Origin of the sequence: Sinorhizobium sp. 6-70 (assembly GCF_030124375.1) — a bacterium.
Classification (GTDB): Bacteria; Pseudomonadota; Alphaproteobacteria; order Rhizobiales; family Rhizobiaceae; genus Sinorhizobium.
Genome location: NZ_JASKLS010000005.1, coordinates 1 through 21,359 on the forward strand (window position 1 = coordinate 1; position 21,359 = coordinate 21,359).

Annotated in this window: 21 protein-coding genes and 1 pseudogene; 14 read left to right on the forward strand and 8 right to left on the reverse strand. The window is 62.1% G+C overall.

The window, feature by feature from the left end:
- The 3 genes and pseudogenes from QN222_RS11625 to QN222_RS11635 form a co-directional block, all read left to right on the forward strand.
- A pseudogene (locus tag QN222_RS11625) lies at positions 1-232 on the forward strand (electron transfer flavoprotein subunit beta/FixA family protein); the annotation flags it as partial.
- A gap of 25 nt (positions 233-257) precedes the next feature.
- Positions 258-1,187 carry an electron transfer flavoprotein subunit alpha/FixB family protein gene (locus tag QN222_RS11630; protein WP_283963846.1) on the forward strand — a complete coding sequence of 310 codons (930 nt, stop codon included), beginning with the start codon at positions 258-260 and terminating at the stop codon, positions 1,185-1,187.
- A 157-nt stretch (positions 1,188-1,344) separates the two neighbouring features.
- Entirely contained in the window at positions 1,345-2,217 is an 873-nt protein-coding gene (locus tag QN222_RS11635) for a 3-hydroxybutyryl-CoA dehydrogenase (RefSeq protein WP_153441600.1), read from the forward strand.
- Positions 2,218-2,385: 168 nt separating this feature from the next.
- Here QN222_RS11635 and QN222_RS11640 read toward each other — a convergent pair whose 3' ends face one another.
- Positions 2,386-3,081 (reverse strand): TlpA disulfide reductase family protein, encoded by a 696-nt coding sequence (locus QN222_RS11640; protein WP_283963847.1) that lies wholly within the window; start codon positions 3,079-3,081, stop codon positions 2,386-2,388.
- Between the two features lie 25 nt (positions 3,082-3,106).
- Here QN222_RS11640 and argH point away from each other — a divergent pair, with 25 nt between their 5' ends.
- From argH to QN222_RS11660, 4 genes are all read left to right on the forward strand, one after another.
- On the forward strand, positions 3,107-4,510 hold the full coding sequence (gene argH, locus QN222_RS11645) for an argininosuccinate lyase (RefSeq protein WP_283963848.1): 1,404 nt from the start codon (positions 3,107-3,109) through the stop codon (positions 4,508-4,510).
- A gap of 217 nt (positions 4,511-4,727) precedes the next feature.
- On the forward strand, positions 4,728-4,925 hold the full coding sequence (locus QN222_RS11650; RefSeq protein ID WP_283963849.1) for a lipoprotein: 198 nt from the start codon (positions 4,728-4,730) through the stop codon (positions 4,923-4,925).
- 14 nt (positions 4,926-4,939) lie between these two features.
- Positions 4,940-6,208, forward strand: coding sequence for a diaminopimelate decarboxylase (gene lysA, locus QN222_RS11655; protein ID WP_283963850.1), 1,269 nt, complete (start codon positions 4,940-4,942; stop codon positions 6,206-6,208).
- 249 nt (positions 6,209-6,457) lie between these two features.
- Positions 6,458-9,118, forward strand: coding sequence for a TIGR02302 family protein (locus tag QN222_RS11660; protein ID WP_283963851.1), 2,661 nt, complete (start codon positions 6,458-6,460; stop codon positions 9,116-9,118).
- Between the two features lie 106 nt (positions 9,119-9,224).
- On the opposite strand, the gene QN222_RS11665 is transcribed toward QN222_RS11660, so the two are convergent.
- From QN222_RS11665 to QN222_RS11675, 3 genes are all read right to left on the reverse strand, one after another.
- The gene (locus QN222_RS11665; protein WP_283963871.1) at positions 9,225-9,584 is read right to left on the reverse strand and encodes a response regulator; all 360 of its coding nucleotides are present in this window, start codon (positions 9,582-9,584) and stop codon (positions 9,225-9,227) included.
- Positions 9,585-9,913: 329 nt separating this feature from the next.
- A complete protein-coding gene (hpt, locus tag QN222_RS11670) occupies positions 9,914-10,459 on the reverse strand; it encodes a hypoxanthine phosphoribosyltransferase (protein ID WP_153441595.1) in 546 nt (181 codons plus the stop codon).
- A 68-nt stretch (positions 10,460-10,527) separates the two neighbouring features.
- Positions 10,528-11,283: a hypothetical protein gene (locus QN222_RS11675; RefSeq protein WP_283963852.1), complete on the reverse strand. Its 756-nt coding sequence runs from the start codon at positions 11,281-11,283 to the stop codon at positions 10,528-10,530.
- Between the two features lie 205 nt (positions 11,284-11,488).
- On the opposite strand from QN222_RS11675, the gene ftsE reads away from it, so the two are divergent.
- The 4 genes from ftsE to QN222_RS11695 all read left to right on the forward strand — a co-directional run bounded on the left by ftsE (position 11,489) and on the right by QN222_RS11695 (position 15,006).
- On the forward strand, positions 11,489-12,148 hold the full coding sequence (gene ftsE / locus QN222_RS11680) for a cell division ATP-binding protein FtsE (RefSeq protein WP_167528349.1): 660 nt from the start codon (positions 11,489-11,491) through the stop codon (positions 12,146-12,148).
- The gene (locus tag QN222_RS11685) at positions 12,141-13,145 is read left to right on the forward strand and encodes an ABC transporter permease (protein WP_283963853.1); all 1,005 of its coding nucleotides are present in this window, start codon (positions 12,141-12,143) and stop codon (positions 13,143-13,145) included. Before ftsE ends, QN222_RS11685 begins: the two co-directional genes overlap by 8 nt.
- Positions 13,146-13,342: 197 nt before the next feature.
- A complete protein-coding gene (locus tag QN222_RS11690; protein WP_283963872.1) occupies positions 13,343-14,044 on the forward strand; it encodes a YdcF family protein in 702 nt (233 codons plus the stop codon).
- Between the two features lie 176 nt (positions 14,045-14,220).
- Positions 14,221-15,006, forward strand: a complete 786-nt coding sequence (locus QN222_RS11695) for a 1-acyl-sn-glycerol-3-phosphate acyltransferase (protein WP_283963854.1) — start codon at positions 14,221-14,223, stop codon at positions 15,004-15,006.
- Positions 15,007-15,126: 120 nt separating this feature from the next.
- Here QN222_RS11695 and QN222_RS11700 read toward each other — a convergent pair whose 3' ends face one another.
- Positions 15,127-15,699: a gamma-glutamylcyclotransferase gene (locus tag QN222_RS11700; RefSeq protein ID WP_283963855.1), complete on the reverse strand. Its 573-nt coding sequence runs from the start codon at positions 15,697-15,699 to the stop codon at positions 15,127-15,129.
- A 250-nt stretch (positions 15,700-15,949) separates the two neighbouring features.
- Between QN222_RS11700 and QN222_RS11705 the strand changes: the two genes are divergently transcribed.
- On the forward strand, positions 15,950-16,963 hold the full coding sequence (locus tag QN222_RS11705; RefSeq protein ID WP_283963856.1) for a DUF2125 domain-containing protein: 1,014 nt from the start codon (positions 15,950-15,952) through the stop codon (positions 16,961-16,963).
- Between the two features lie 110 nt (positions 16,964-17,073).
- Here QN222_RS11705 and QN222_RS11710 read toward each other — a convergent pair whose 3' ends face one another.
- The 3 genes from QN222_RS11710 to QN222_RS11720 form a co-directional block, all read right to left on the reverse strand.
- Complete coding sequence (locus tag QN222_RS11710) at positions 17,074-18,000, reverse strand: prephenate/arogenate dehydrogenase family protein (protein ID WP_283963857.1); 927 nt, start codon at positions 17,998-18,000, stop codon at positions 17,074-17,076.
- Positions 17,997-19,103, reverse strand: a complete 1,107-nt coding sequence (hisC, locus tag QN222_RS11715) for a histidinol-phosphate transaminase (RefSeq protein ID WP_283963858.1) — start codon at positions 19,101-19,103, stop codon at positions 17,997-17,999. The genes QN222_RS11710 and hisC overlap by 4 nt, the downstream gene beginning before the upstream one ends.
- A 166-nt stretch (positions 19,104-19,269) precedes the next feature.
- On the reverse strand, positions 19,270-20,034 hold the full coding sequence (locus QN222_RS11720) for a class I SAM-dependent methyltransferase (RefSeq protein WP_283963859.1): 765 nt from the start codon (positions 20,032-20,034) through the stop codon (positions 19,270-19,272).
- Positions 20,035-20,143: 109 nt separating this feature from the next.
- On the opposite strand from QN222_RS11720, the gene gloB reads away from it, so the two are divergent.
- A complete protein-coding gene (gene gloB, locus QN222_RS11725; RefSeq protein WP_283963860.1) occupies positions 20,144-20,914 on the forward strand; it encodes a hydroxyacylglutathione hydrolase in 771 nt (256 codons plus the stop codon).
- A complete protein-coding gene (locus QN222_RS11730) occupies positions 20,914-21,357 on the forward strand; it encodes a cupin domain-containing protein (protein WP_283963861.1) in 444 nt (147 codons plus the stop codon). Before gloB ends, QN222_RS11730 begins: the two co-directional genes overlap by 1 nt.
- The last annotated feature ends 2 nt before the right edge of the window (positions 21,358-21,359 follow it).

Sequence of the window (21,359 nt, forward strand, 5' to 3'; positions counted from 1 at the left end):
GGTGACCACCGATCTTCGTCTGAACGAGCCGCGTTATGCCTCGCTGCCGAACATCATGAAGGCGAAGAAGAAGCCGCTCGACAAGAAGAGCCCGGCCGATTTCGGCGTCGACACTTCGCCGCGGCTGAAGGTGCTGAAGACGGAAGAGCCGTCCGGCCGCAAGGCCGGCATCAAGGTCAAGTCGGTCGCCGAGCTCGTCGAGAAGCTCAAGGGCGAAGCCGGCGTATTGTAAGGTTCAGGAAAGGGAGAACAACACCATGGCCATTCTGCTTCTGGCTGACCACGACACCACCCACCTTTCCGACCAGACGGCGAAAGCGCTGACCGCCGCCACCAAGATCGGCTCCGACGTGCATGTGCTGGTCGCCGGTTCGAACGTCAAGGCGATCGCCGATCAGGCGGCGAAGCTTGCCGGTGTGGCCAAGGTGCTGGTCGCCGACGACGCCTCGCTCGCCAACAATCTCGCCGAGCCGCTCGCCGCCACGATCGTCGCGCTCGCCGGCGGCTACGACACCATCGTTGCCGCCGCCACCTCGGTCGGCAAGAACGTTTTGCCGCGCGTTGCCGCACTCATCGACGTCGCCCAGGTCTCGGAGATCATCGAGGTCGTTTCCAGTGACACCTTCAAGCGGCCGATCTATGCCGGCAACGCCATCCAGACGGTGCAGACGAGCGAAGCCAAGAAGGTGATCACGGTGCGCACGGCCTCGTTCGCCGCTGCCGCTGAAGGCGGTTCGGCCGCGATCGAGACGGTTGCGGCCGCCGCCAATCCGGGCGTTTCCAGCCATGTTGCCGATGCGCTGTCGTCGTCGGACCGGCCGGAGCTGACCTCGGCGAAGATCATCATCTCCGGCGGCCGGGCGCTCGGCTCGTCGGAAAAGTTCAAGGAAGTGATCCTGCCGGTCGCCGACAAGCTCGGCGCCGCCGTCGGCGCAAGCCGAGCCGCCGTCGATGCCGGTTATGCCCCGAACGACTGGCAGGTCGGCCAGACCGGCAAGGTGGTCGCCCCCGACCTCTACATCGCCTGCGGCATCTCCGGGGCGATCCAGCACCTCGCCGGCATGAAGGATTCCAAGGTGATCGTCGCCATCAACAAGGACGAGGAGGCGCCGATCTTCCAGGTCGCCGACTACGGCCTCGTCGCCGACCTCTTCGACGTCCTGCCCGAACTCGAAAAGGCGCTGTAACCACACGTAAAACGCGTTTGCCTCCGGCATGAAAAAGGCTGGAAAAAGCGCGTGCTTGGCATTAACAATCGTACCGGGCCGGCCCAAGCGGCCCGGTATTTTTGTATCTGCGGCTGCAAAGCTGCCGAAAATCTCTTGAAGATGGGTGTTCGCTTCGATGATCAAGACGGTCGGAATTATTGGCGCTGGTCAGATGGGCTGCGGCATTGCCCATGTTTCGGCAGCCGCCGGATACAAGGTGCAGCTCTACGATCTTGCTGCGGACCGGATCGAAGCCGGACTTGCGACCATCAACGGCAATCTCGCCCGCCAGGTTTCCTCCGGCAAGATGACCGACGAGGATCGCAAGAAGGCGCTTTCCCTGATCAAGGGTTCCGCCGACATCAACGATCTCTCTCAAGCCGATCTTGTGATAGAGGCGGTAACGGAAGACGAGACCGTCAAGCGCAAGATTTACGGCCAGGTTTGCCCGATCATGAAGCCGGAAGCGATTCTCGCGACCAACACGTCTTCGCTGTCGATCACGCGGCTCGCGTCCGCGACAGACCGGCCGGAACATTTCATGGGCATCCACTTCATGAACCCGGTTCCGGTGATGAAGCTGGTGGAACTGGTGCGCGGCATTGCGACCGATGAAGAGACCTTCAAGACGGCGAAGGAGTTCGTCGCTCATCTCGACAAGACCGTCACCGTTGCCGAGGATTTCCCTGCCTTCATCGTCAACCGCATCCTGTTGCCGATGATCAACGAAGCGATCTACACGCTCTATGAGGGCGTCGGCACCGTGGATGCGATCGACACGGCGATGAAACTCGGCGCCAACCATCCGATGGGGCCGTTGCAGTTGGCCGACTTCATCGGCCTCGACACCTGCCTTTCGATCATGCAGGTGCTGCACGACGGCCTGGCCGACTCGAAGTACCGCCCCTGTCCGCTGCTGGTCAAATATGTCGAAGCCGGCTGGCTCGGTCGCAAGTCTGGCCGTGGCTTCTACGACTATCGCGGCGACGTGCCAATTCCGACGCGCTAGAGCAATTCCAGGAAAAGTGTGTAACGGTTTTCCGTCCGGAATTGCGTAGTTTCAAAGAGTTAGATCATTTCACTGTTTCAATGAAACGGTGAAATGATCTAGCGGGATGAGGAAAAGTGTGCGCGGTTTTCCGCATCCCGCGTCTCAACTTATTGGAATCGATAACCATCAGCTGCCGGCCGACGCGCCCAACGCTGCCTGAATGAGCCCCTTCGCATCCTCACTATCCCAGGCGGCGGGACCGTTCATCGACCCGATCAGGCAGCCCTTGTCGTCGAGGAGCAGGGTCGCAGGAAGGCCGAAGGCGAGGCCCTCTTTCTTGAGCGTATTGAACACGCCCATCGACGCATCCCGGTAGTAGCCGAGCTCGTGAACCCCGACCTCATCGAGGAAGGCTCTCGGCTTTTCGTCGTCGCCGGTGTCGATGTTGATCGCGACGACCTGGAAGCGGTCGCCACCGAGCGCTTTCTGCAGTCCGTTCAGCGCCGGCATCTCCTCCCGGCAGGGCACGCACCAGGTCGCCCAAAGGTTGACGAGGACCGTCTTGCCGGCAAACGCGGCAAGGGTCAGCGGTTTTCCATCGGGGCCGTTAAAATCGAGACCACGGATCGGACGCGGGTCTGCCGCCGGCGTCATCGCCGCGACCTGGCCCTTCATGAACGGGGTCAGCGAAGCGACCTTCTGTTTGGTTTGTGGACAGCTCCCGCCTTCAGCCGTTTGCGTCGCCGCGCGGTCGCCGGATCCTGTGGCATTGCCAGACCCCGTCTCCTTCACGTATACCGCAGCCGCACCGACGATCACGCCGAAAAGGGCGGCGAGCGCGAACAACCTGACGGCCAGGGGACTTTTCTTCTGGTCTGGCATTTCATTCTCCAAGGCGGGCATCCTCATGGCTGACGGCAGTTCCGAGACGAAATCCTCCAACCAGATGTGGGGCGGGCGCTTCGCCTCTGGCCCGGATGCAATCATGGAGGAGATAAACGCCTCAATCGGCTTCGACAAGAAGCTCTATGCCCAGGACATCCGCGGCTCAATAGCGCATGCGACCATGCTGGCGCATCAAGGCATCATTTCTGCCGAAGACAAAGACAAGATCGTTCACGGGCTCGACACGATCCTGTCAGAGATCGAAAGCGGTGCATTCGAATTCTCACGACGCCTGGAAGACATTCACATGAATGTCGAAGCGCGGCTGGCAACCCTGATCGGGCCCGCTGCCGGCCGGCTGCACACGGCGCGCTCGCGCAACGACCAGGTTGCGCTCGACTTTCGCCTGTGGGTGAAGGAAGAACTGCAGAAAACCGAAAAGGCGCTGACGGCGCTGATCGCCGCCTTCCTGGATCGCGCCGAAGAACATGCCGACACAGTGATGCCCGGGTTCACCCATCTGCAGACGGCGCAGCCGGTCACCTTCGGCCATCATTGCATGGCCTACGTCGAAATGTTCGGCCGCGACCGCTCGCGCGTCCGCCATGCGATCGAGCACATGGACGAAAGCCCGATCGGCGCTGCGGCTCTGGCAGGCACCGGCTTTCCGATCGACCGGCACATGACGGCAAAGGCGCTTGGCTTCCGCGAGCCGACCCGCAATTCGATCGACACCGTCTCCGACCGCGACTTCGCACTGGAGTTCCTTTCGATTGCCTCGATCGCGGCGACACATCTGTCGCGCCTTGCCGAAGAGATCGTCATCTGGTCGACCCCGCAATTCGGCTTCATCCGTCTGTCGGACGCGTTTTCGACCGGCTCGTCGATCATGCCGCAGAAGAAGAACCCCGATGCCGCCGAGCTCGTGCGTGCCAAGACGGGTCGCATCAACGGTTCGCTGATTGCACTGCTGACCGTGATGAAGGGCCTGCCGCTCGCCTATTCGAAGGACATGCAGGAGGACAAGGAGCAAGTCTTCGACGCCGCCGAGAGCCTCGAACTGGCAATTGCTGCAATGACCGGCATGGTGCGCGACATGAGCGTGCGTGCCGATCGGATGAAGGCTGCGGCCGGCTCCGGCTATTCGACCGCGACCGACCTTGCCGACTGGCTAGTGAGAGAGGCGGGTCTGCCCTTCCGCGACGCCCATCATGTGACCGGCCGCGCCGTGGCGCTTGCCGAGCAGAAGGGTTGCGATCTCGCCGATCTGTCGCTCGCCGACCTGCAGTCGATCAATGCGGCAATCACCGAGAAGGTCTTCGACGTGCTCACCGTCGAGGCTTCGGTCGCAAGCCGCACCAGCTTCGGCGGCACCGCCCCTGCCGAAGTGCGCAAGCAGATCGCCTGGTGGCGGGGCCGCAACTGATGCATGTCGCCCGAAAGTGTGCGGCGGTTTCGGACAACGACATGCATGCCAGCAAAGACCTAAGCGTGTCGCCTGGCTCCCATGGTAGGCGACGCGCTTGAGCCAGCGCAGAAAGAGGGTGCACAAGGCCCTGAAAAATCGATAAGACATCGCTCCAGAGCGGGGCCGGAAGACCCGCCCGCTCCGACTCACTCGGCTCCCGTTCCGGCAAAGGAAAATGACGATGACATTGACGAAGGCAGCCCGGCTTGCGCTTGTGCTCGCTATCCCCGGGCTGGTTCTCATCGGTTGTGGGCGTAAGGGCGATCTCGACAGGCCGGGCGCCACGACGATCAACACCAAAGCGCCGGCGGGAACCGTCGAAGAGAAGGCTACGGTAGATGACCGGCCCTTCCTGCTTGATCCCCTCCTCTGAACCGAGCGAAACCCGTGAACCATTTCCAATACCGTGACGGAATTCTCTACGCCGAAGACGTCCCCGTAACGGACATCGCAAGAGCCGTCGGAACACCCTTCTATTGCTATTCCACAGCAACGCTGGAACGCCACTACCGGGTCTTCGCCCAGGCCTTTGCCGATGTTGACGCCATGGTCTGCTACGCCATGAAGGCCAATTCGAACCAGGCCGTATTGAAGACGCTGGCCCGGCTTGGCGCGGGGGTCGATGTGGTTTCCGAAGGCGAGCTCCGTCGCGCGCTTGCCGCCGGCGTGCCGGCAGACCGGATCATGTTTTCCGGCGTCGGCAAGACTGCGCGCGAGATGGATTTCGCGATCGAGGCGGGCATCTATTGCTTCAATGTCGAGTCCGAACCGGAGCTGGAGGTCCTGAACCAGCGGGCGCTAAGGGCCGGCAAGCAGGCGCATGTCTCCTTCCGCATCAATCCGGACGTCGATGCCCGTACGCATGCGAAGATTTCGACCGGCAAGAAGGAGAACAAGTTCGGTATTTCCTGGGAGCGGGCGCGCAGCGTCTACGCCCACGCCGCCACCCTGCCCGGCATCAAGGTCACCGGCATCGACATGCATATCGGCAGCCAGATTACCGAGTTGCAGCCGTTCGACGATGCCTTCAAGCTGCTGCGCGAACTCGTCGATACCCTCAGGTCTGATGGCCATGTGATCGATCACGTCGACATCGGCGGAGGTCTCGGCATTCCCTACAGGGACGACAACAATCCGCCGCCATTGCCCGATGCCTATGCCGACATCGTCAAGAACCAGCTCAAGGGCCTTAACTGCCGCATCGTGACCGAACCCGGCCGGCTGATCGTCGGCAACGCCGGTATTCTCGTCACCGAAGTGATCTACGTGAAGGATGGCGGTGACAAGACCTTCGTCATCGTCGATGGCGCGATGAACGACCTGATCCGCCCGACCCTCTACGAGGCCTATCACGAAATCCGGCCGGTGAAGATTTCGGCTGCCAACGCACCGCGCATCAAGGCCGACGTGGTGGGCCCCGTTTGCGAAACCGGCGACTACCTCGCGCTCGATCGCGAGATGGCGATGCCGAAACCGGGCGATCTGTTCGCAATCGGCTCGGCCGGTGCTTACGGCGCGGTGCAGTCGGGTACCTACAACAGCCGCCTGCTCGTTCCGGAAGTGCTCGTCAAGGGCGACCGCTTCCACGTCGTGCGGCCGCGTCAGGACTATGACAGCCTGATCGGCCTCGATTCGGTTCCGGAGTGGCTCGACTGAGCCTCTCTGGTTTAGTTTCCGGCGGAGACGCCGCAAAGCCGTGCGGCGATCACGATTTGTTGTCGCCCTCGTCTTCGCCACAAACGGTGTTATCCTGCGGTGCGAGGATCACTACGGCGCGGCGCGTTGCCAGACGCACGACGGACGCTGTAGCACTTTGAATTGCTGCATGTTTTGTCCTTGATCGGCTGCGATTTAAGCATACATGCAGAAGGACGACCATGAGCGACCGAAAGGGAACTTGGGCGGATGACGCAATTCCGGCGGGATGACACGCCACAACCGAAGCCGTTTGCCAGGATGCTGGCAACCAAGAGGTTTTTCGCCCGCTTGGTCCTTTTGGCGGAGCAGATTCTGCCCCGCGCGCTGATGCCCGCGTCAATCGTTCTCCTGTTCCTCTCCGCCGGCTGGCTTGGCTTCTTCCGCGTTGCGCCGTTGTGGCTGCACGCCGCAATCCTTCTCGCCTTCTTCGCGGGACTGTTCTTCTCGCTCCTGCCGCTAACCCGGATCCGCTGGCCAGAAAACCCCGATGCGGACCGGATGCTCGAAGAGCGCAACGACCTGCCGCATCAGGCGATCCGCGTCCAGGACGACACGCCGGCGACCGAGGGAGCGTTCGGAGCGGCGCTGTGGCGGGAGCATCAGGCGCGCATGGCCCGATTGGTCCGCGCATTGGACACCGGCCTTCCGCGCCCCGACATCGCGCGGCACGACCCCTGGGCACTCAGGGCGGTCCCCGTGCTTCTTGCCTGCATTGCATTTGCCTATTCCTATTCGAACCGCGCGGGGCTGGTAACCGACGCTTTCCGGCTGCCCCAGCAACAGGTTGTCGCGGCGGACATCCGCATCGACGCCTGGGTAACGCCGCCGGCCTATACGGGCCGCGCGCCGATTTTCCTGACTGGCCGGCAAGAAACGACCTCGCAAGGCGTGGTATCGCAAGACATGCCATCGCAGGATGCGGCCCCGGCGCAGCAGGAAAAGACCCTCTTCACCGTGCCGCAGTTCAGCGATTTGACCGTCAGGATAACCGGCGCCGGGCCGGAGGCACGTGTGAGCTATGCCGAATCCGGTGGAACGGGACCGATCACCATTCCAGCTTCCGCTGACAAAGCGAAATCCGAGCCGAAGACGGAGCCGCAGGAAACCGCGCAGATGCCGCGAAACGGCGTCCGCAACCATCTCTACAAGATAACCAAGGACGGAACGCTTTCGGTCGGCGGACAAAGCTGGAACTTCAAGATCACGCCGGACAGCGTCCCCGACATCGCATTCGATGGCACGCCGCGCCCGACCGCGAACGCGTCGCTCGAAATAAGCTTCCTTGCGCATGACGACTATGGGATTTCGCAGGCCTGGGCAGAGATCAAGCCGCTGGATGAACTGCCTGCCGGCGCCCGCTCGCTCTACCCTGCGCCCGAGTACCGCCTCGACCTGCCGCGCCGCAACGCGCGGGAGGCCAAGGGGACCACGAGCCGGAACCTCAGCGAGCATCCGCTCGCTGGAAAGCGTGCGCGCATCACCCTGGTCGCCCGCGATGCTGCCGGCCAGGAAGGCCGAAGTGTGCCGCAGGACGTGATCCTTCCGGCGCGCCAGTTCTTCGAACCGCTCGCCGCCGCTGTTGCCGAGCAGCGACAGGTCTTCGCGCTCAATGTCAACGACCTTCCGCGCGCGATCGATCTCAACGACGCACTGACGCTCTATGCGGAGGAGACGATCCCCAACCTTACGCATTTCCTGCTGATCCAATCGGCACGCACGCGCATGGCACTCGCGCGCAACGACGACATGCTCAGGGACGCGGCCGATCACCTCTGGGAGATTGCTCTCGGCATAGAGGACGGGGACCTGTCGCTCGCCGAACGGCGGCTGCGCGACGCTCAGCAGAAGCTTTCCGATGCACTGGACCGCAATGCGTCCGACGAGGAAATCGCCAAGCTGATGCAGGAATTGCGCCAGGCGATGCAGGAATACATGCAGGAACTTGCACAGCAAGCCGCGAAAAATCCGCGCATGGCCAACCCCGACCAGAACAACGTGCTGCGCCAGCAGGACCTGCAGAAGATGATGGACCAGATCGAAAACCTGGCCCGGTCCGGCTCGCGCGATCAGGCACGCCAACTCCTGTCCGAACTGCAAAGGATGATGAACAACCTGCAGGCCGGACGCATGCAGCAGATGGGCGAGCAGAACAACGCCATGCGTCAGCAGATGGACAAGCTCGGCCAGTTGATGCAGCAGCAGCAACAATTGATGGATGAGACCTTCAAACTGGACCAGGCGCTACGCGACCGCATGCAACGTGGCGACCCGTTACAGGATAAAGACAACGAACTCTTCGGTCAGGACATGCCGCAGGATCCCGGGCAGCGAAACGATCCCAACGGCCAGCCCAGCCCGCTCGACGACATGACCGCCGAACAGTTGAAGGAAGCCTTGAAGCAACTGAGACAGCAGCAGGAAGGGCTTGGCAAGCAGCTTGGGGAACTGCAGAAGGGCCTCGAGCAGCTTGGCGTCAAGCCCGGCAAGGGCTTCGGCGAAGCACAGCGCGAGATGAAGGGAGCGGCCGACGCTCTTGGCGAGGGCGAGGGCGAACAGGCCGTCGGCAGTCAGGGCCGGGCGCTGCAGGCGTTGCGCGAAGGCGCACAGGACATGATGAACCAGATGCAGGCCCAGGGACAGCAGGGTCCCGGACAGGGCGTTCCGCAATACGGCCAGAATGGACGTGATCCGCTCGGCCGTCGTCAGCAGAACATCGGACCCGACTTCGGCGACCAGGTCAAGGTTCCGGACGAAATCGATACGCAACGCGCCCGCGAAATCCTCGACGCGATCCGCCGTAAACTCGGCGACAGCCTGTCTCCGGAAGCCGAGCGGCAATATCTCGAGCGCCTGCTCGATATGCGTTGACCACTGCAGCGCTGCTTTCAGCGACGGCCACGCCTGTAAAAGGACGCATGGCGTTGCAGCTGGCCGCCGCCAGCAAGGCGGCGAAGGCCGGAAATCGGAATGGCTGTCAGGCGACGAGCGCCAAGGCGACCGCCTTGCGGATGTCGGGCAGCGAAAACGGCTTGGAAATCACATCGACGACCTTGCCCGAAAGATCGTCAGCGCGTTCGCGCTGTTCCGCATAGCCGGTCATCAGCAGGATCTTGAGCGCTGGAAACGCGGCAGATGCCTGATGCGCCAATTCGATGCCGTCCATCACCGGCATGCGGATGTCGGATAAAAGCAGATCAAAGGCCTGGCTTTGCAGGCGAGCGAGCCCATCGGCCCCATCACCCGCCTCGACCGTTTCATGCCCATCGAGTCGCAATGCGCGCGCCACAAATGAGCGCAGGGCATCCTCATCCTCGGTAATCAGGATTCTCGCCATCATGGCCTCCCGTGTTCGCTCCCATAGAGCGCCATGCGTCCCTTGGACTGGCAAAGGACGCTCATCTCGTTGAACTCGAGCATGATGCCTTCTGAAACCGCTGCCGATTTCGAGCATATGCCGACGCCACGTTTCGGCATGGCCGAAGCCGTGACGCCCCTCCAAACAACCAGCTTTTCGTTTGCTTTCGGTAAACGCGGCAGCGTCGATTTTCAGAAAAGGCGGCGCGTCATTCCTTGGACGGGTCCCGATCCAAGAAAAACGTCATGCAGCATTCAAAGGACTGCGGCGACCTTTGCGCGTCTTATGAGACGCCCGGCGCGGTAGTATCACTCAGCGTCGCCTGTGACGACCCCGACGAATGGCAATTCACGGAAGGCGTAGGCGACGTCCATGCCGTAGCCGACGACGAAATGGTCCGGGCACTCGAAGCCGACATAATCGGCCTCCAGATCGACCCGCCGTTTCATCCGCTTGTCCAGGAGAACGGCGATCGTGACATTGCGGGCGCCGCGCTCCAGAAGCAGGTCCTTCGCGAAACGCAAGGTCCCGCCGGACTCGAGAATGTCGTCGATCAGCAACACATCGCGACCGTGCACGTCGCTGTCGATATCCTTGGTGATCTTCACACCCTTGGATTCGGTTCCCGTGCCGTAGCTCGACAGCGTGATGAATTCGACCTCGGGCGCAAGTCCGGCATCATGCATGGCACGGATCAGATCGGCTGCGAAGATGAACGAGCCCTTCAATATCGAAATGACCAGCAGATCCTTGTGCGGGCCGCGAACGATGGCGTCGGCCAGCTCGTGATTGCGGGCGGCGATCGTCTCGGCGCTATAAAGGACTTCGATGTTCTTGCCGCGGACGACGGGCATACGGGGCTCTCCAGGACTTCATTGCGAAAGACAAGGACCGCCTTCCTTTCAGGCGCCGCTTAGCACAATCAGAGCCGAGAAACACTGCTTTCGGCGAAAGAAACGGTCACATCCGGCATTTTTCCGCCCGTATAGGGAAGACGGGCAGCGAAATGTCGGCTCTCGCCGGGTGCGATCGACGCGCCGTCGGGCATCAAGCGCGTTGCCGTCACCTTGCGTCCGTTGCTCCTGACGTCGACCACGACAAGCGGCAGACGCTGTTCGGTGCTGGAGCGGTTGTCGATGCTTCCGTAGACCGAAAGCACACGCATGCCGCCGGCATAGTCGAAGGAGGTCGTGACGCCTCCGATCGACAGAGGTTTGCTGTCTGCCTGGCCTCCGCTGAAAAGGCCCGCGATCAGAAGAAAAACCCCAAGGCCCAGCCCGCTGACCAGCCCGGCGAATTGGCGGGGCGGCATGCCGCGCAACCTGGTCTCGACGACCGTCAGGGCCTGCCGAACGGGCTTTCCCCTGTGGCGCGTGCGGTGACCGGCTCGCCGGTTGTCGTTGAAGACCGGATAAGGACTGGGCCGAGCGGCGGTGGCGATGGTCTCGAATTCCGCATCGACATAGTCGAGGTTTCTGGCCGTGGCGCCGCTTAGACGCGCCTCGCGTTCCGGAGGAAGCAGATCGATGCGTGCGGTGGTTCTTGAGCGAAATGCCTGCATGGGTTCCCCCTCGGGATCACTCCGTCGCTCCTCGCGGATCGGCAGCTCGACTGGCGGCAGGCTTGAGCGGAGCTTGCGGACAATGCCTGTAACCGGCTTGTGCAAGAAACAGGGCATTGCATCAAATCCTGACGACACGTAAACCGAAATGGTTAATGTTTCGGAAAGAAGCCGTGAAAGCGACGCCTTTTCATGGAAAGTTAACCGCCGCTTAACCGCCGTGCCGCAAACGGTTTTGCCTTGGCGGACTTGCTGTCCTGTACGGGGGCGATCGACTTGGTGGCGGATGTCGAAGGTCGTGACGAGAGACTGGGCTGTCCCATTGATTCACTTTGAGAACGTCGGCTTGCGCTATGGCATGGGACCGGAAATCCTCCGGGACCTGACATTCGACATTCCACGCCGGTCGTTTCAGTTTCTCACGGGACCTTCGGGCGCCGGCAAAACGACCTTGCTGCGGCTGCTCTTTCTGTCGCTGCAGCCGACGCGCGGGTTGATCCGCATGTTCGATCGCAACATCTCGTCCATCCCGAGAGACGAATTCCCGATGCTGCGCCGGCGTGTCGGCATCGTCTTTCAGGACTTCCGCCTCCTCGACCACCTGACCACGTACGAGAACGTCGCCCTGCCGCTCCGAGTGCGCGGCAAGGAGGAGGCGAGCTACCGCGCGGATGTGCTCGAACTTCTCAAATGGGTCGGCCTCGGCGAGCGTATCAACGTCCTGCCGCCGGTGCTTTCGGGTGGCGAAAAACAACGTGCGGCGATCGCCCGGGCCCTGATCGACCGGCCGGAGATCCTGCTCGCCGACGAGCCGACAGGCAACGTCGACCCGCCGATGGCGCGCCGGCTGCTCAACCTCTTCCTCGAGCTCAATCGGCTTGGAACGGCGGTGGTGATCGCCACTCACGACCTGTCTTTGATGGACCAGGTCGAGGCCCGGCGCATGATCCTGTCTCAGGGGCGGCTCGACATCTATGAATGAGAACAGCATCCCCCGCCGCGAACCCGAACAGCAGCAGCGTCGCGCGGAGATGCGCGTGCGCCCGACAGGTCCGATCGTGCCTTCGGCCAATGTTTCCGGTCATGCGCTGATGTGCGTCATCGCGATCATGTCCTTCCTTGCCTGCCTGACCCTCGGCGGGGTCAGCATGGTACGCGCGACGGCGCAAAGCTGGCAGTCCCAGATCTCACGGGAAATCACCATCCAGATCAAGCCCGACGACAATCTCGATATGGAAAAGGCGCTCGCCGATGCGCGCGACCTGGCGTTGACCTTCAGCGGCACGACCGGCGGGAAGATTGTCGACCGAGCCGCCACGGCCCGGCTGCTTGAGCCGTGGCTCGGCGAGGGTCTCGACCTCGACGAATTGCCTGTGCCACGGCTGATCGTCATTACGATCGACGAGAACAACCCGCCCGATTTCGCCGCCATGCGCACCGCGTTGACGGAAACCATCCCGCAGGCCTTCCTCGACGATCATCGCACCTGGGTCGACCGCCTGGTGGCGATGGCCAATACCACCGCGATGATCGGGAGCGGCGTGCTCGCGCTGGTTTTCTCGGCCATGGTGCTCACCGTCGTCTTCGCGACCCGCGGCGCATTGTCCGGCAATCGTCACATCGTCGAAGTGCTGCATTTCGTCGGCGCGGAAGCGGGTTTCGTTGCCTCCGAGTTCCAGAAGCACTTCCTGCGAATCAGCCTGAAAGGGGCCGGCACCGGCGGTCTTTTGGCCGCACTTTCCTTCGCAATGGCGAGTTTCTGGCAATCGCGGACACTTGCCACCCCCGAATCGGACCAGGCGACTGCGCTGTTCGGCCGATTTGCCATCGGATATACCGGTTATCTCGGCATTTTCGCGATCATAATCGTCATCGCCCTGCTGACGACTTTGACGGCGCGCCTTACAGTCATGCGGACGATCTACGAAATAGATCTCATCCGGTCGGATCCTGGCCGGACGGACACTTATCAAAGCTGACAGCCATGAACCGCCTTCACTCCATCTATTCCCTGCCGCAATCTGCGGCTACTGCATGATTCCTTAAATCGGAATCGATTTAGGGACAAAATCATGCAGCAATTCAAAGTGCTACAGCGACCTTTGCGCGTCCGACTGGACGCGCGGCGCTGTGAGTGAAGAGAATCACGATGGTGCGAGAATTGGGCGAGAGCGGAATGGCCGAGAGGGACAACTGGCGGGAGCGGGCCGCGCGCCGCCGCCGGTCCCGCAGCCTGTTGCGCAAGCTTCTGCGCCGGACATTTTTCGTGCTGCTCATTTTCCTTGCCGTTTTTATCGCCGGCTTCCTGCAATTTGCAGACACCGTTGCGTCACTGCAGCCGCCCGCTCATCCGAAGGCCGACGCAATCGTCGTCCTGACGGGCGGTTTCCAGCGGATCGATCAAGCAGTGGATCTTCTGAAATCAGGAGCAGGCAAGCGGCTGCTGATCTCAGGCGTCCATCCGACGACGACGGGAACCCAGATACGCCGCAACACGCAGAGTTCGGCCGATCTCTTCAAATGCTGCGTCGACATCGGCCATGAAGCGATCGACACGATCGGCAACGCCACGGAGGCCGCCCAGTGGATCCGCAATCGGGGCTACAAGAGCGTGCTCGTCGTCACCAACAATTATCATATGCCGCGCAGCCTCCTGGAATTGCGCCGCGCGAAGCCTGACACGGAGTTCATCGCCTATCCCGTCGTGAATTCGGACCTGAAGACGACCAACTGGCTGCGCAACCCGCTGGTCCTGAAAGCCATTCTGCTCGAATATGGCAAATATTCCGTCGCCTCGCTGCTCGACATGATGGGCGCGCGTCCGACGAACGGCCTCAGGGCGGCCCTTGCCTCTCGGGCAACACCGGCCGAGGAGTAACAAGGGGCGCGCCCCACGCGGAATGCCACACGACTTTTGCGCGGGGAAAGGCCCGCCGGGCCGTCGCGGCGGTTTTCCTTGGCGACATATTCGTGTAGGCAGCAATTCAAAGTTCTACAGCGTCGATGGGGCGTCTTAAGACGCGCGGCGCTGTAGTCCGCATCGAGAGCCACCTGATGATCATCCTGCGTTCGATCCTTTTCAATCTGGTCTTCTATGCCAATCTGATCGTCCAGATGATCGTGCTGACGCCGATCTATTTCATTCTTCCCCGCAAGAAAGCCTGGTTCGTGCCGAAGAATTGGGTGCGCAGCAATCACTGGCTTCTGGAGAAGATCGTCGGCACGACGTTCGAAATCGAAGGTTTGGAGAATATTCCCGAGGGACCCTATATTTTCGCGCCCAAACATCAGTCCTTCTGGGATGCCTATGCGCTTCTGCCATGGCTCGACGATCCGTTCTACATCCTCAAGCGCGAGCTTACCTGGATACCGCTGTTCGGCTGGTACATCATCAAGCAGCGCATGGTGCCGGTAAACCGCGCGGCGCGCGGCAAAGCGATGACCGACGTGATGGACCGCACGAAGAACGAGATGGCGACCGGGCGGCAGTTGATCATCTATCCGGAAGGCACGCGTCGCCCTCCGGGTGCACCGCCCGAATACAAATACGGAATCGCCCGCCTCTACCGTGATCTCAAAGTCCCGGTCGTGCCCGTGGCCATGCATCCCGGCCTCTTCTGGCCGCGACGCAAATTCCTGCGCTTCCCCGGTCATTTCAAGGTGCGCGTCCTGCCGCCGGTCGAGGCAGGGATGGATCCGGATGCGTTCCTGAAAAAGCTGATCGAGGTGACCGAGGCCGCAAGCGATGAACTGCTTGTCGAGACCGTCAAGGCCAATCCGCAGCTGCCGTTGCCACCGACGGCAAAGGAGCGGCTGCGCGAACTCGGTCAGGCCTCCTGAGGCATAGATCACGATGATTTTAGGTCGGATCGACCTAAAATCATGAACGTGATCGATTCTAATAAGTTAGAGCGGGATGCGGGCGGAAAACCGCAGACACTTTTCCTCATCCCGCTCTAGCTACAGCGTCCTTTGCGCATCCGGAAAGACGCGTGCCGCTGTCGTCGCAGTCAGTCTTGTGACGACATCCTCCAACCACGGGTCGCGAATACCCATTTCCTGGAGATGCGCGAGCGTATTGAGGACGTATTCGGTGTTCGGCCCGGACTTGCCGGAGGCGGTTGCGACCGTTTCCGCCGCGTCCGCCGCGCTGAGTGCCCCGGCATATTGGGCGTGGCCGCGGTCGACTACGTAGGCGAGCGCCGGCACGCGGCGTCCGTCGGCAAGCTGGACCGGCATGGTCCGCTCCCTGTAGACATGCGTCACAAGTTCCCGCTCGCGCAGATAGCCGATCACGTCGGTCTTTTCGCTCCCCGGCACGCGAAATGCCGTGCCGATGCAGGAGCCGCCATAGTCGAGGCCGAGCACGAGACCCGGCCGCTGTTCCGTGCCGCGATGCACCCAGGAACGCACGCAGAGGGAGCGGCGGTAGCCGAAGGCACGCGCCGTCGACTTCTCCTCAAAACGGAAACCCGGGTTCCACATCAACGAGCCGTAGCCAAAGACCCAAAATTCGTCCATATCCACTGCCATTCAATCTTAGCCGCCTACCCCGTGTCGCATCATTCGCCAGTGCTATCATGATCGTTCAAGCCGAAACTTTGTCGGCACACGGAAGAGGAGGTCGGCAACCGTATACAGGAATGGAAAATAGTTTGCAGGATCGGCAACCGCCACCCGGAACGGAATGAGAAGCGCCAAGTCGCTTTTCCATCCTTTCTGCCTTCGCTCGCAATGGTCCGAAGCGGTTCCCGCCACAGCAGCAATGGAGTACACGATTAGAATGACCGTCACCGACGTCGCCAACGGATCACCAGCCGGCAAGAAGTTTCTCTGGCTGACGGTGGGTATCGTGCTTGCCGCCGGCATTTATTCCGCCGGCTGGTTCTTTGCTGCCGACCAGATCGAAAAGCGACTGACAACCTACCTCTCGGAAAAGCGGGAAAACGGTCTTGGCGGTGAATGCGCGGAGATGGACGTGCGCGGCTTCCCGTTCCGCATCGGCCTTTTCTGCGACAAACTGCGGCTCGACGACAATCTTCACGGCGCCTCCGCATCCTTCGGCGCCTTGAGAACGGCGGCCCAAGTCTATCAGCCGGGGCATGCCGTCGTCGAACTCGACGGCCCTGCCGAGGTTCGTGTCTCGCCAGGACTTTCGGTCTCGGCCGACTGGACGCTGCTGCACGCGAGCCTCAAGGCGACGATGTCGGGCCTCGACCGCACGTCGATCGCCTATGACAATCTCACGGGAACGGCGCGCTGGCCGCTGACGGGCGACAGCGTGGGTTTCGGCGCCAGCCACGGCGAGATCCACCTGCGCCAGAATGGCGACGATCTCGACGCAGCCCTGAGCATAGAGAAGCTCGATCTGCGCCCGGAGCAAGGGCCGAGCCTCGCTGCCCCCGTCGATGTCGCAGCGGACGTCACCATCGTCGGCAAGGCCGGGTGGATGCAGGCAAGCGCTCTTTCCGAGCACATGCTTCGCGGCAGTAGCGGCGAACTGCGTCACGTGACGCTGGATGCGGGCGAGGGAATGAGTGCAAAACTCTCGGGCCCCTTTTCGGTCAATGACCAGGGCCTGATTTCCGGCGAATTCTCGCTGACCATGATGAATATCGATGCCTGGCGGGCGAGCCTCGTAAAGGTGTTTCCGGAAGAAACCGACATGATCAACAATGTCGCCAACATGCTGACGGCGCTTGCCGGCGGCAAGAATGAGGCGACGGTGAGGCTCAACGTCCGCGACGGCACCGCGTTCCTGGCCTTCATTCCGGTCGGCGTATTGCCGCCACTCTGAAGAGCCTTGCTGCATGTTTCCTTGGCCGATCTAAACATGCAGCAATTCAAAATGTTACAGCGTCCTTTGCGCGTCTGATAAGACGCGCGGCGCTGTAAGCGCAGTATCGATTATTTGGGATCCATTGCATGCCGGCCGAAATCCGGCATGGCGGTGTCCTGGCCCGCCTGAATGATCGAGCGGCGGACTGCCCGCGTGCGGGTGAAGAGGTCGAACAGCTTGTCGCCGTCGCCCCAGCGGATCGCCCGCTGCAGGTAGGCAAGGTCCTCGGAGAAGCGGGCGAGCATTTCGAGGATCGCATCCTTGTTGTGCAGGCAGACGTCGCGCCACATGGTCGGGTCCGAGGCGGCGAGGCGCGTGAAGTCGCGGAAGCCCGACGCCGAATATTTGATGACCTCGGACTCCGTCACCGTTTCCAGGTCGTCTGCCGTGCCGACGATGTTGTAGGCGATGATGTGCGGAACGTGAGAGACGATCGCCAGCACCTTGTCGTGGTGCTCCGGATCCATCTCATCGACCATCGAGCCCAGCGTCTCCCAGAAAAGCCGAAGCTTCGCGACAGCCTCTTCGTCGGCGCCGGGTGGCGGCGTCAGAATGCACCAGCGTCCGCGGAAAAGGCCGACGAAGCCGGCGTCGGGGCCGGAATGCTCGGTGCCCGCGATGGGGTGGCCGGGGATGAAATGGACCGTGTCGGGCAGATGCGGCGCCATCTGCGCGATGACCGAGCCCTTCGTCGAACCGACGTCGGTAACGATCGCTCCCGGCTTCAAGTGCGCGGCGATCTCCGCGGCAACGGCGCCGGAAGCGCCGACCGGTACCGAAACGACGACGAGGTCGGCATCCTTGACCGCCTCGGCTGCCGAAAGCGTGTAGCGGTCGCCGAGGCCGAGCTGCTCGGCCCGTTTCAACGTTGCGGCACTCCGCGTCGAGACGACGAGCGTGCCGGCAAGCTGCTTCTCGCGGATTTCCCGGGCGATCGACGATCCGATCAGGCCAATGCCGATGAGGGCAATCGTTTCGAACTGTTGAGCCATCATTCTTGTCCCATGAATTCGGTCAGCGCGGCGATAAGGCCTTCGTTCGCTTCCGCGGAACCGATGGTCATGCGGAGCGCATTGGGAAAGCCGTAGGCGCGCACGGCGCGCAGGATGAAGCCGCGAGCCGTCAGGAACGCATCGGCCTCCTCCGCCGATTTCCCGCCCGTCTCCGGAAAATGGATCAGCACGAAGTTGGTGACGGAGGGCGTCACCCGCAGGCCGATCGCCTGCAAGGCCGCGGTGACTTTCGCGAGCCAGGTAAGGTTGTGATCGACCGCCGCGGCAACGAAGGCCTGGTCGCGGATCGCCGCCGCCCCCGCGGCGATCGCCGGTGCATTGAGATTGAACGGGCCACGTACACGGTCCACCGCGTCCACGATCTCGCGCGGGGCAAACATCCAGCCGATGCGAAGCCCGGCGAGCCCGTAGATCTTCGAGAACGTCCGTGTCATCACGACGTTGCGATTGGCCGACACCAGTTCCAGGCCCGCCTCGTAGTCGTTGCGCCGGACATATTCCGCATAGGCGGCATCGAGCACCAGCAACACGCCGGAGGGAAGGCCCGCGTGCAGCCGGCGGACCTCGTCCACGGGGATATAAGTGCCCGTCGGGTTGGCCGGATTGGCGATGAAGACGATCTTGGTGCGCTCCGTCACCGCCGCGAGGATCGCGTCGACATCGACACGCGCATCCCTTTCCTTGACCGTAACCGCTGTGGCGCCGGCCGCCATGATCTGGATCTTGTAGACGAGGAACCCGTGCTCGGTGATGATCCCCTCGTCACCAGGGCCGAGATAGGTGTGGCAGAGCAGCCCGAGCAGTTCATCGGATCCGTTGCCGCAAATAATATTGGCCGGGTTGAGGCCGTGAACCGCAGCGATCGCGTCCCTCAGCGCATGCGCCTGACCGTCCGGATAACGCTCGAGATTGAAAGCCGCCTTTTGGAACGCCTCGATCGCGCTCGGGCTGGCACCGAGCGGTGTCTCGTTCGACGAAAGCTTGTGGACCTTGGCGACACCCGGCGCATGTTCCTTGCCCGGCACATAGGCGGCAATGTCCAGAATACCGGGACGCGGCTGCGGGTTCTTTGAAACAAGGTTCATCGGATCGGCTTTCACGGGAGGAAATGTGGCAAAGCCAATAGCCGGGTGGAGGAAATTTGTCGAGTGCGCCAAGCCCACGCGGCTACAGCACCTTACAGCGCCGCACGTCTTTGAGACGCGCGAAGGTCGCTGTAGTTTGTCCTCAGATCGGTTCCGATTTGAAGAATCATGCAGTAGCGGGCGGGCGGGCGCGCGTGCTTGGCACGCCATGCGGTGCCAGCACCGGAACGAAGACCCGGCGCGAAGCGCGGACAGCCACAGGGAGCCCCTGGTAGAGCCGCTTTTGCGCCTCGACGATGATCACCCCGGAAAATACCGGCCAAAACGAACGGCCGAACCGCTCCAGGCTGTGTCGCAGGCGGAGAACGATCTTGCGCTTCGACGGAGGAAAGAACAGCGCCTCGGAGGTGGCACCGGGCGTGAAATTTGTCTCGCGCAGAAGCGCCGTCAGCTGACCGCGCGAATAGGGCCGCCCCGAGCCGAACGGCGTGTGCTCCATCCGCGCCCAAACGCCGCGGCGATTCGGCACGACGATGACCAGCCGGCCGCCGGGTGCGAGAACCCTCCAGATCTCCTTCATCGTTTCGCGCGGGCTTTCGGCGAACTCCAATGAATGGACCATCAACACGCGGTCTATCGACGCGTCGGGTAGCGGCAGTTCTTCGTCGAAGACCAGCGCGGTCGAAGACAACTCGGCGACCGGCCAATTCACTGCCCCCTGCCCGGCCGGCATGAAGGCGAAGGTTCGCTCCGTATCGGCGCGGAACCGCTCAAGATATGGCACGGCATAGCCGAGGCCGACCAGCCGCTCCTCGGGCAAGCGCGCCCAGATCGACGAGAGTGCCATGCTGACGGAATGCTCCGCCATCCGACCCAGCTCGGAATGATAAAATTGACGAAGATCTACGATATCCGTGTGCATGACCAACATGTTAGCTTTGGAGCGGTAGACTTCAAGGCGAGCCTCGCTACATTCGGCTGAAGCGGGGCGGACGTGGTATCGCCCGCATCCCGCGACACGCCGATCGGAGGATCTCATCATGGCCGCGCTCGAACTCGACCTCTTCCTCTGCCGCACCGATAATTTCGGTGTGCTTCTTCATGATGCGGCAAGCGGTGCCACCGCATCGATCGATGCTCCGGAAGAACGACCGATTCTCGAAACGCTGGAGCGACGGGGCTGGCGCCTCACGCACATCCTCACGACCCATCACCACGGCGACCACGTCGCGGCGAATGTCGGCCTCAAGGAACGCTTCGACATCACGATCATCGGGCCAAAAGGCGAGGCATCGAAGATTCCCGGCATCGACAGGAGCGTCGGCCAGGGGGACCGCTTCGATTTCGCCGGTCATCCGGTCGAAGTCATCGAAACGCCCGGACATACCGCGGGCCACATATGCTTCCATTTCGCGAAGGATAAGCTGTTGTTTGCCGCCGATACGCTGTTTGCCCTCGGCTGCGGACGGCTGTTCGAGGGAACCGCCGAGACGATGTGGCAGTCGCTGAACCGGCTGATGGCGCTCCCGGACGATACCGCCGTCTATTTCGGCCACGAGTACACGCTCGCCAATGCGCATTTCGCCGTGACGATCGATCCCGAAAACGCAGCACTCAAGGCGCGTGCTGCCGAAATCGAAGAGACGCGCTCGGACGGCGGGTTCACCGCGCCGACGACGATCGGCCTTGAAAAGCGGACCAACCCATTCCTTCGCGCTGGCGACCAGAAGATCCGCAAGCATCTCGGCATGGAGAGAGCGAGCGACGCGGAGGTGTTCGCAGAGATCCGCAAGCGCAAGGATAATTTCTGATGGATGTCTCACGGCATCTCACGCCGGCCGCAATTGTCGACGCGCTGGGATTGGCGAGGCATCCGGAGGGCGGCTGGTATGTCGAGACCTTCCGCGACGTCGGTGGCGCGCCACGCAGCCATTCGACGGCGATCTACTATCTGCTGGAAAAGGGCGAGCGCTCACACTGGCACCGCGTCCGCGACGCCGCCGAAATCTGGCACTACTATGCGGGCGCCCCGCTCGAGCTCAGCATCGCCGCGCCGGGCAAGCCGGCCTCACGCCTTCGCCTTGGTCCGGACCTGCTTAAGGGCGAAAGGCCGCAGTACGTCGTTCCTGCCAACTGGTGGCAATCGGCCGCCCCGCTTGGAGACTGGACGCTCGCCGGCTGCACCGTGGCGCCGGGTTTCGATTTCTCCGCATTCGAGATGGCGGCGCCCGACTGGCGACCGCCGGAGAAATGACG

Excerpts from the sequence above, each read along its gene's own strand:
- QN222_RS11630 (WP_283963846.1), top strand. The coding sequence starts at position 258 with ATGGCCATTCTGCTTCTGGCTGACCACGACACCACCCACCTTTCCGAC.
- QN222_RS11635 (WP_153441600.1), top strand. The coding sequence starts at position 1,345 with ATGATCAAGACGGTCGGAATTATTGGCGCTGGTCAGATGGGCTGCGGC.
- QN222_RS11640 (WP_283963847.1), bottom strand. The coding sequence starts at position 3,081 with ATGCCAGACCAGAAGAAAAGTCCCCTGGCCGTCAGGTTGTTCGCGCTC.
- argH (WP_283963848.1), top strand. The coding sequence starts at position 3,107 with ATGGCTGACGGCAGTTCCGAGACGAAATCCTCCAACCAGATGTGGGGC.
- QN222_RS11650 (WP_283963849.1), top strand. The coding sequence starts at position 4,728 with ATGACGATGACATTGACGAAGGCAGCCCGGCTTGCGCTTGTGCTCGCT.
- QN222_RS11660 (WP_283963851.1), top strand. The coding sequence starts at position 6,458 with ATGACGCAATTCCGGCGGGATGACACGCCACAACCGAAGCCGTTTGCC.
- QN222_RS11665 (WP_283963871.1), bottom strand. The coding sequence starts at position 9,584 with ATGGCGAGAATCCTGATTACCGAGGATGAGGATGCCCTGCGCTCATTT.
- hpt (WP_153441595.1), bottom strand. The coding sequence starts at position 10,459 with ATGCCCGTCGTCCGCGGCAAGAACATCGAAGTCCTTTATAGCGCCGAG.
- QN222_RS11675 (WP_283963852.1), bottom strand. The coding sequence starts at position 11,283 with ATGCCCTGTTTCTTGCACAAGCCGGTTACAGGCATTGTCCGCAAGCTC.
- QN222_RS11685 (WP_283963853.1), top strand. The coding sequence starts at position 12,141 with ATGAATGAGAACAGCATCCCCCGCCGCGAACCCGAACAGCAGCAGCGT.
- QN222_RS11690 (WP_283963872.1), top strand. The coding sequence starts at position 13,343 with ATGGCCGAGAGGGACAACTGGCGGGAGCGGGCCGCGCGCCGCCGCCGG.
- QN222_RS11695 (WP_283963854.1), top strand. The coding sequence starts at position 14,221 with ATGATCATCCTGCGTTCGATCCTTTTCAATCTGGTCTTCTATGCCAAT.
- QN222_RS11700 (WP_283963855.1), bottom strand. The coding sequence starts at position 15,699 with ATGGCAGTGGATATGGACGAATTTTGGGTCTTTGGCTACGGCTCGTTG.
- QN222_RS11705 (WP_283963856.1), top strand. The coding sequence starts at position 15,950 with ATGACCGTCACCGACGTCGCCAACGGATCACCAGCCGGCAAGAAGTTT.
- QN222_RS11710 (WP_283963857.1), bottom strand. The coding sequence starts at position 18,000 with ATGATGGCTCAACAGTTCGAAACGATTGCCCTCATCGGCATTGGCCTG.
- hisC (WP_283963858.1), bottom strand. The coding sequence starts at position 19,103 with ATGAACCTTGTTTCAAAGAACCCGCAGCCGCGTCCCGGTATTCTGGAC.
- QN222_RS11720 (WP_283963859.1), bottom strand. The coding sequence starts at position 20,034 with ATGTTGGTCATGCACACGGATATCGTAGATCTTCGTCAATTTTATCAT.
- gloB (WP_283963860.1), top strand. The coding sequence starts at position 20,144 with ATGGCCGCGCTCGAACTCGACCTCTTCCTCTGCCGCACCGATAATTTC.
- QN222_RS11730 (WP_283963861.1), top strand. The coding sequence starts at position 20,914 with ATGGATGTCTCACGGCATCTCACGCCGGCCGCAATTGTCGACGCGCTG.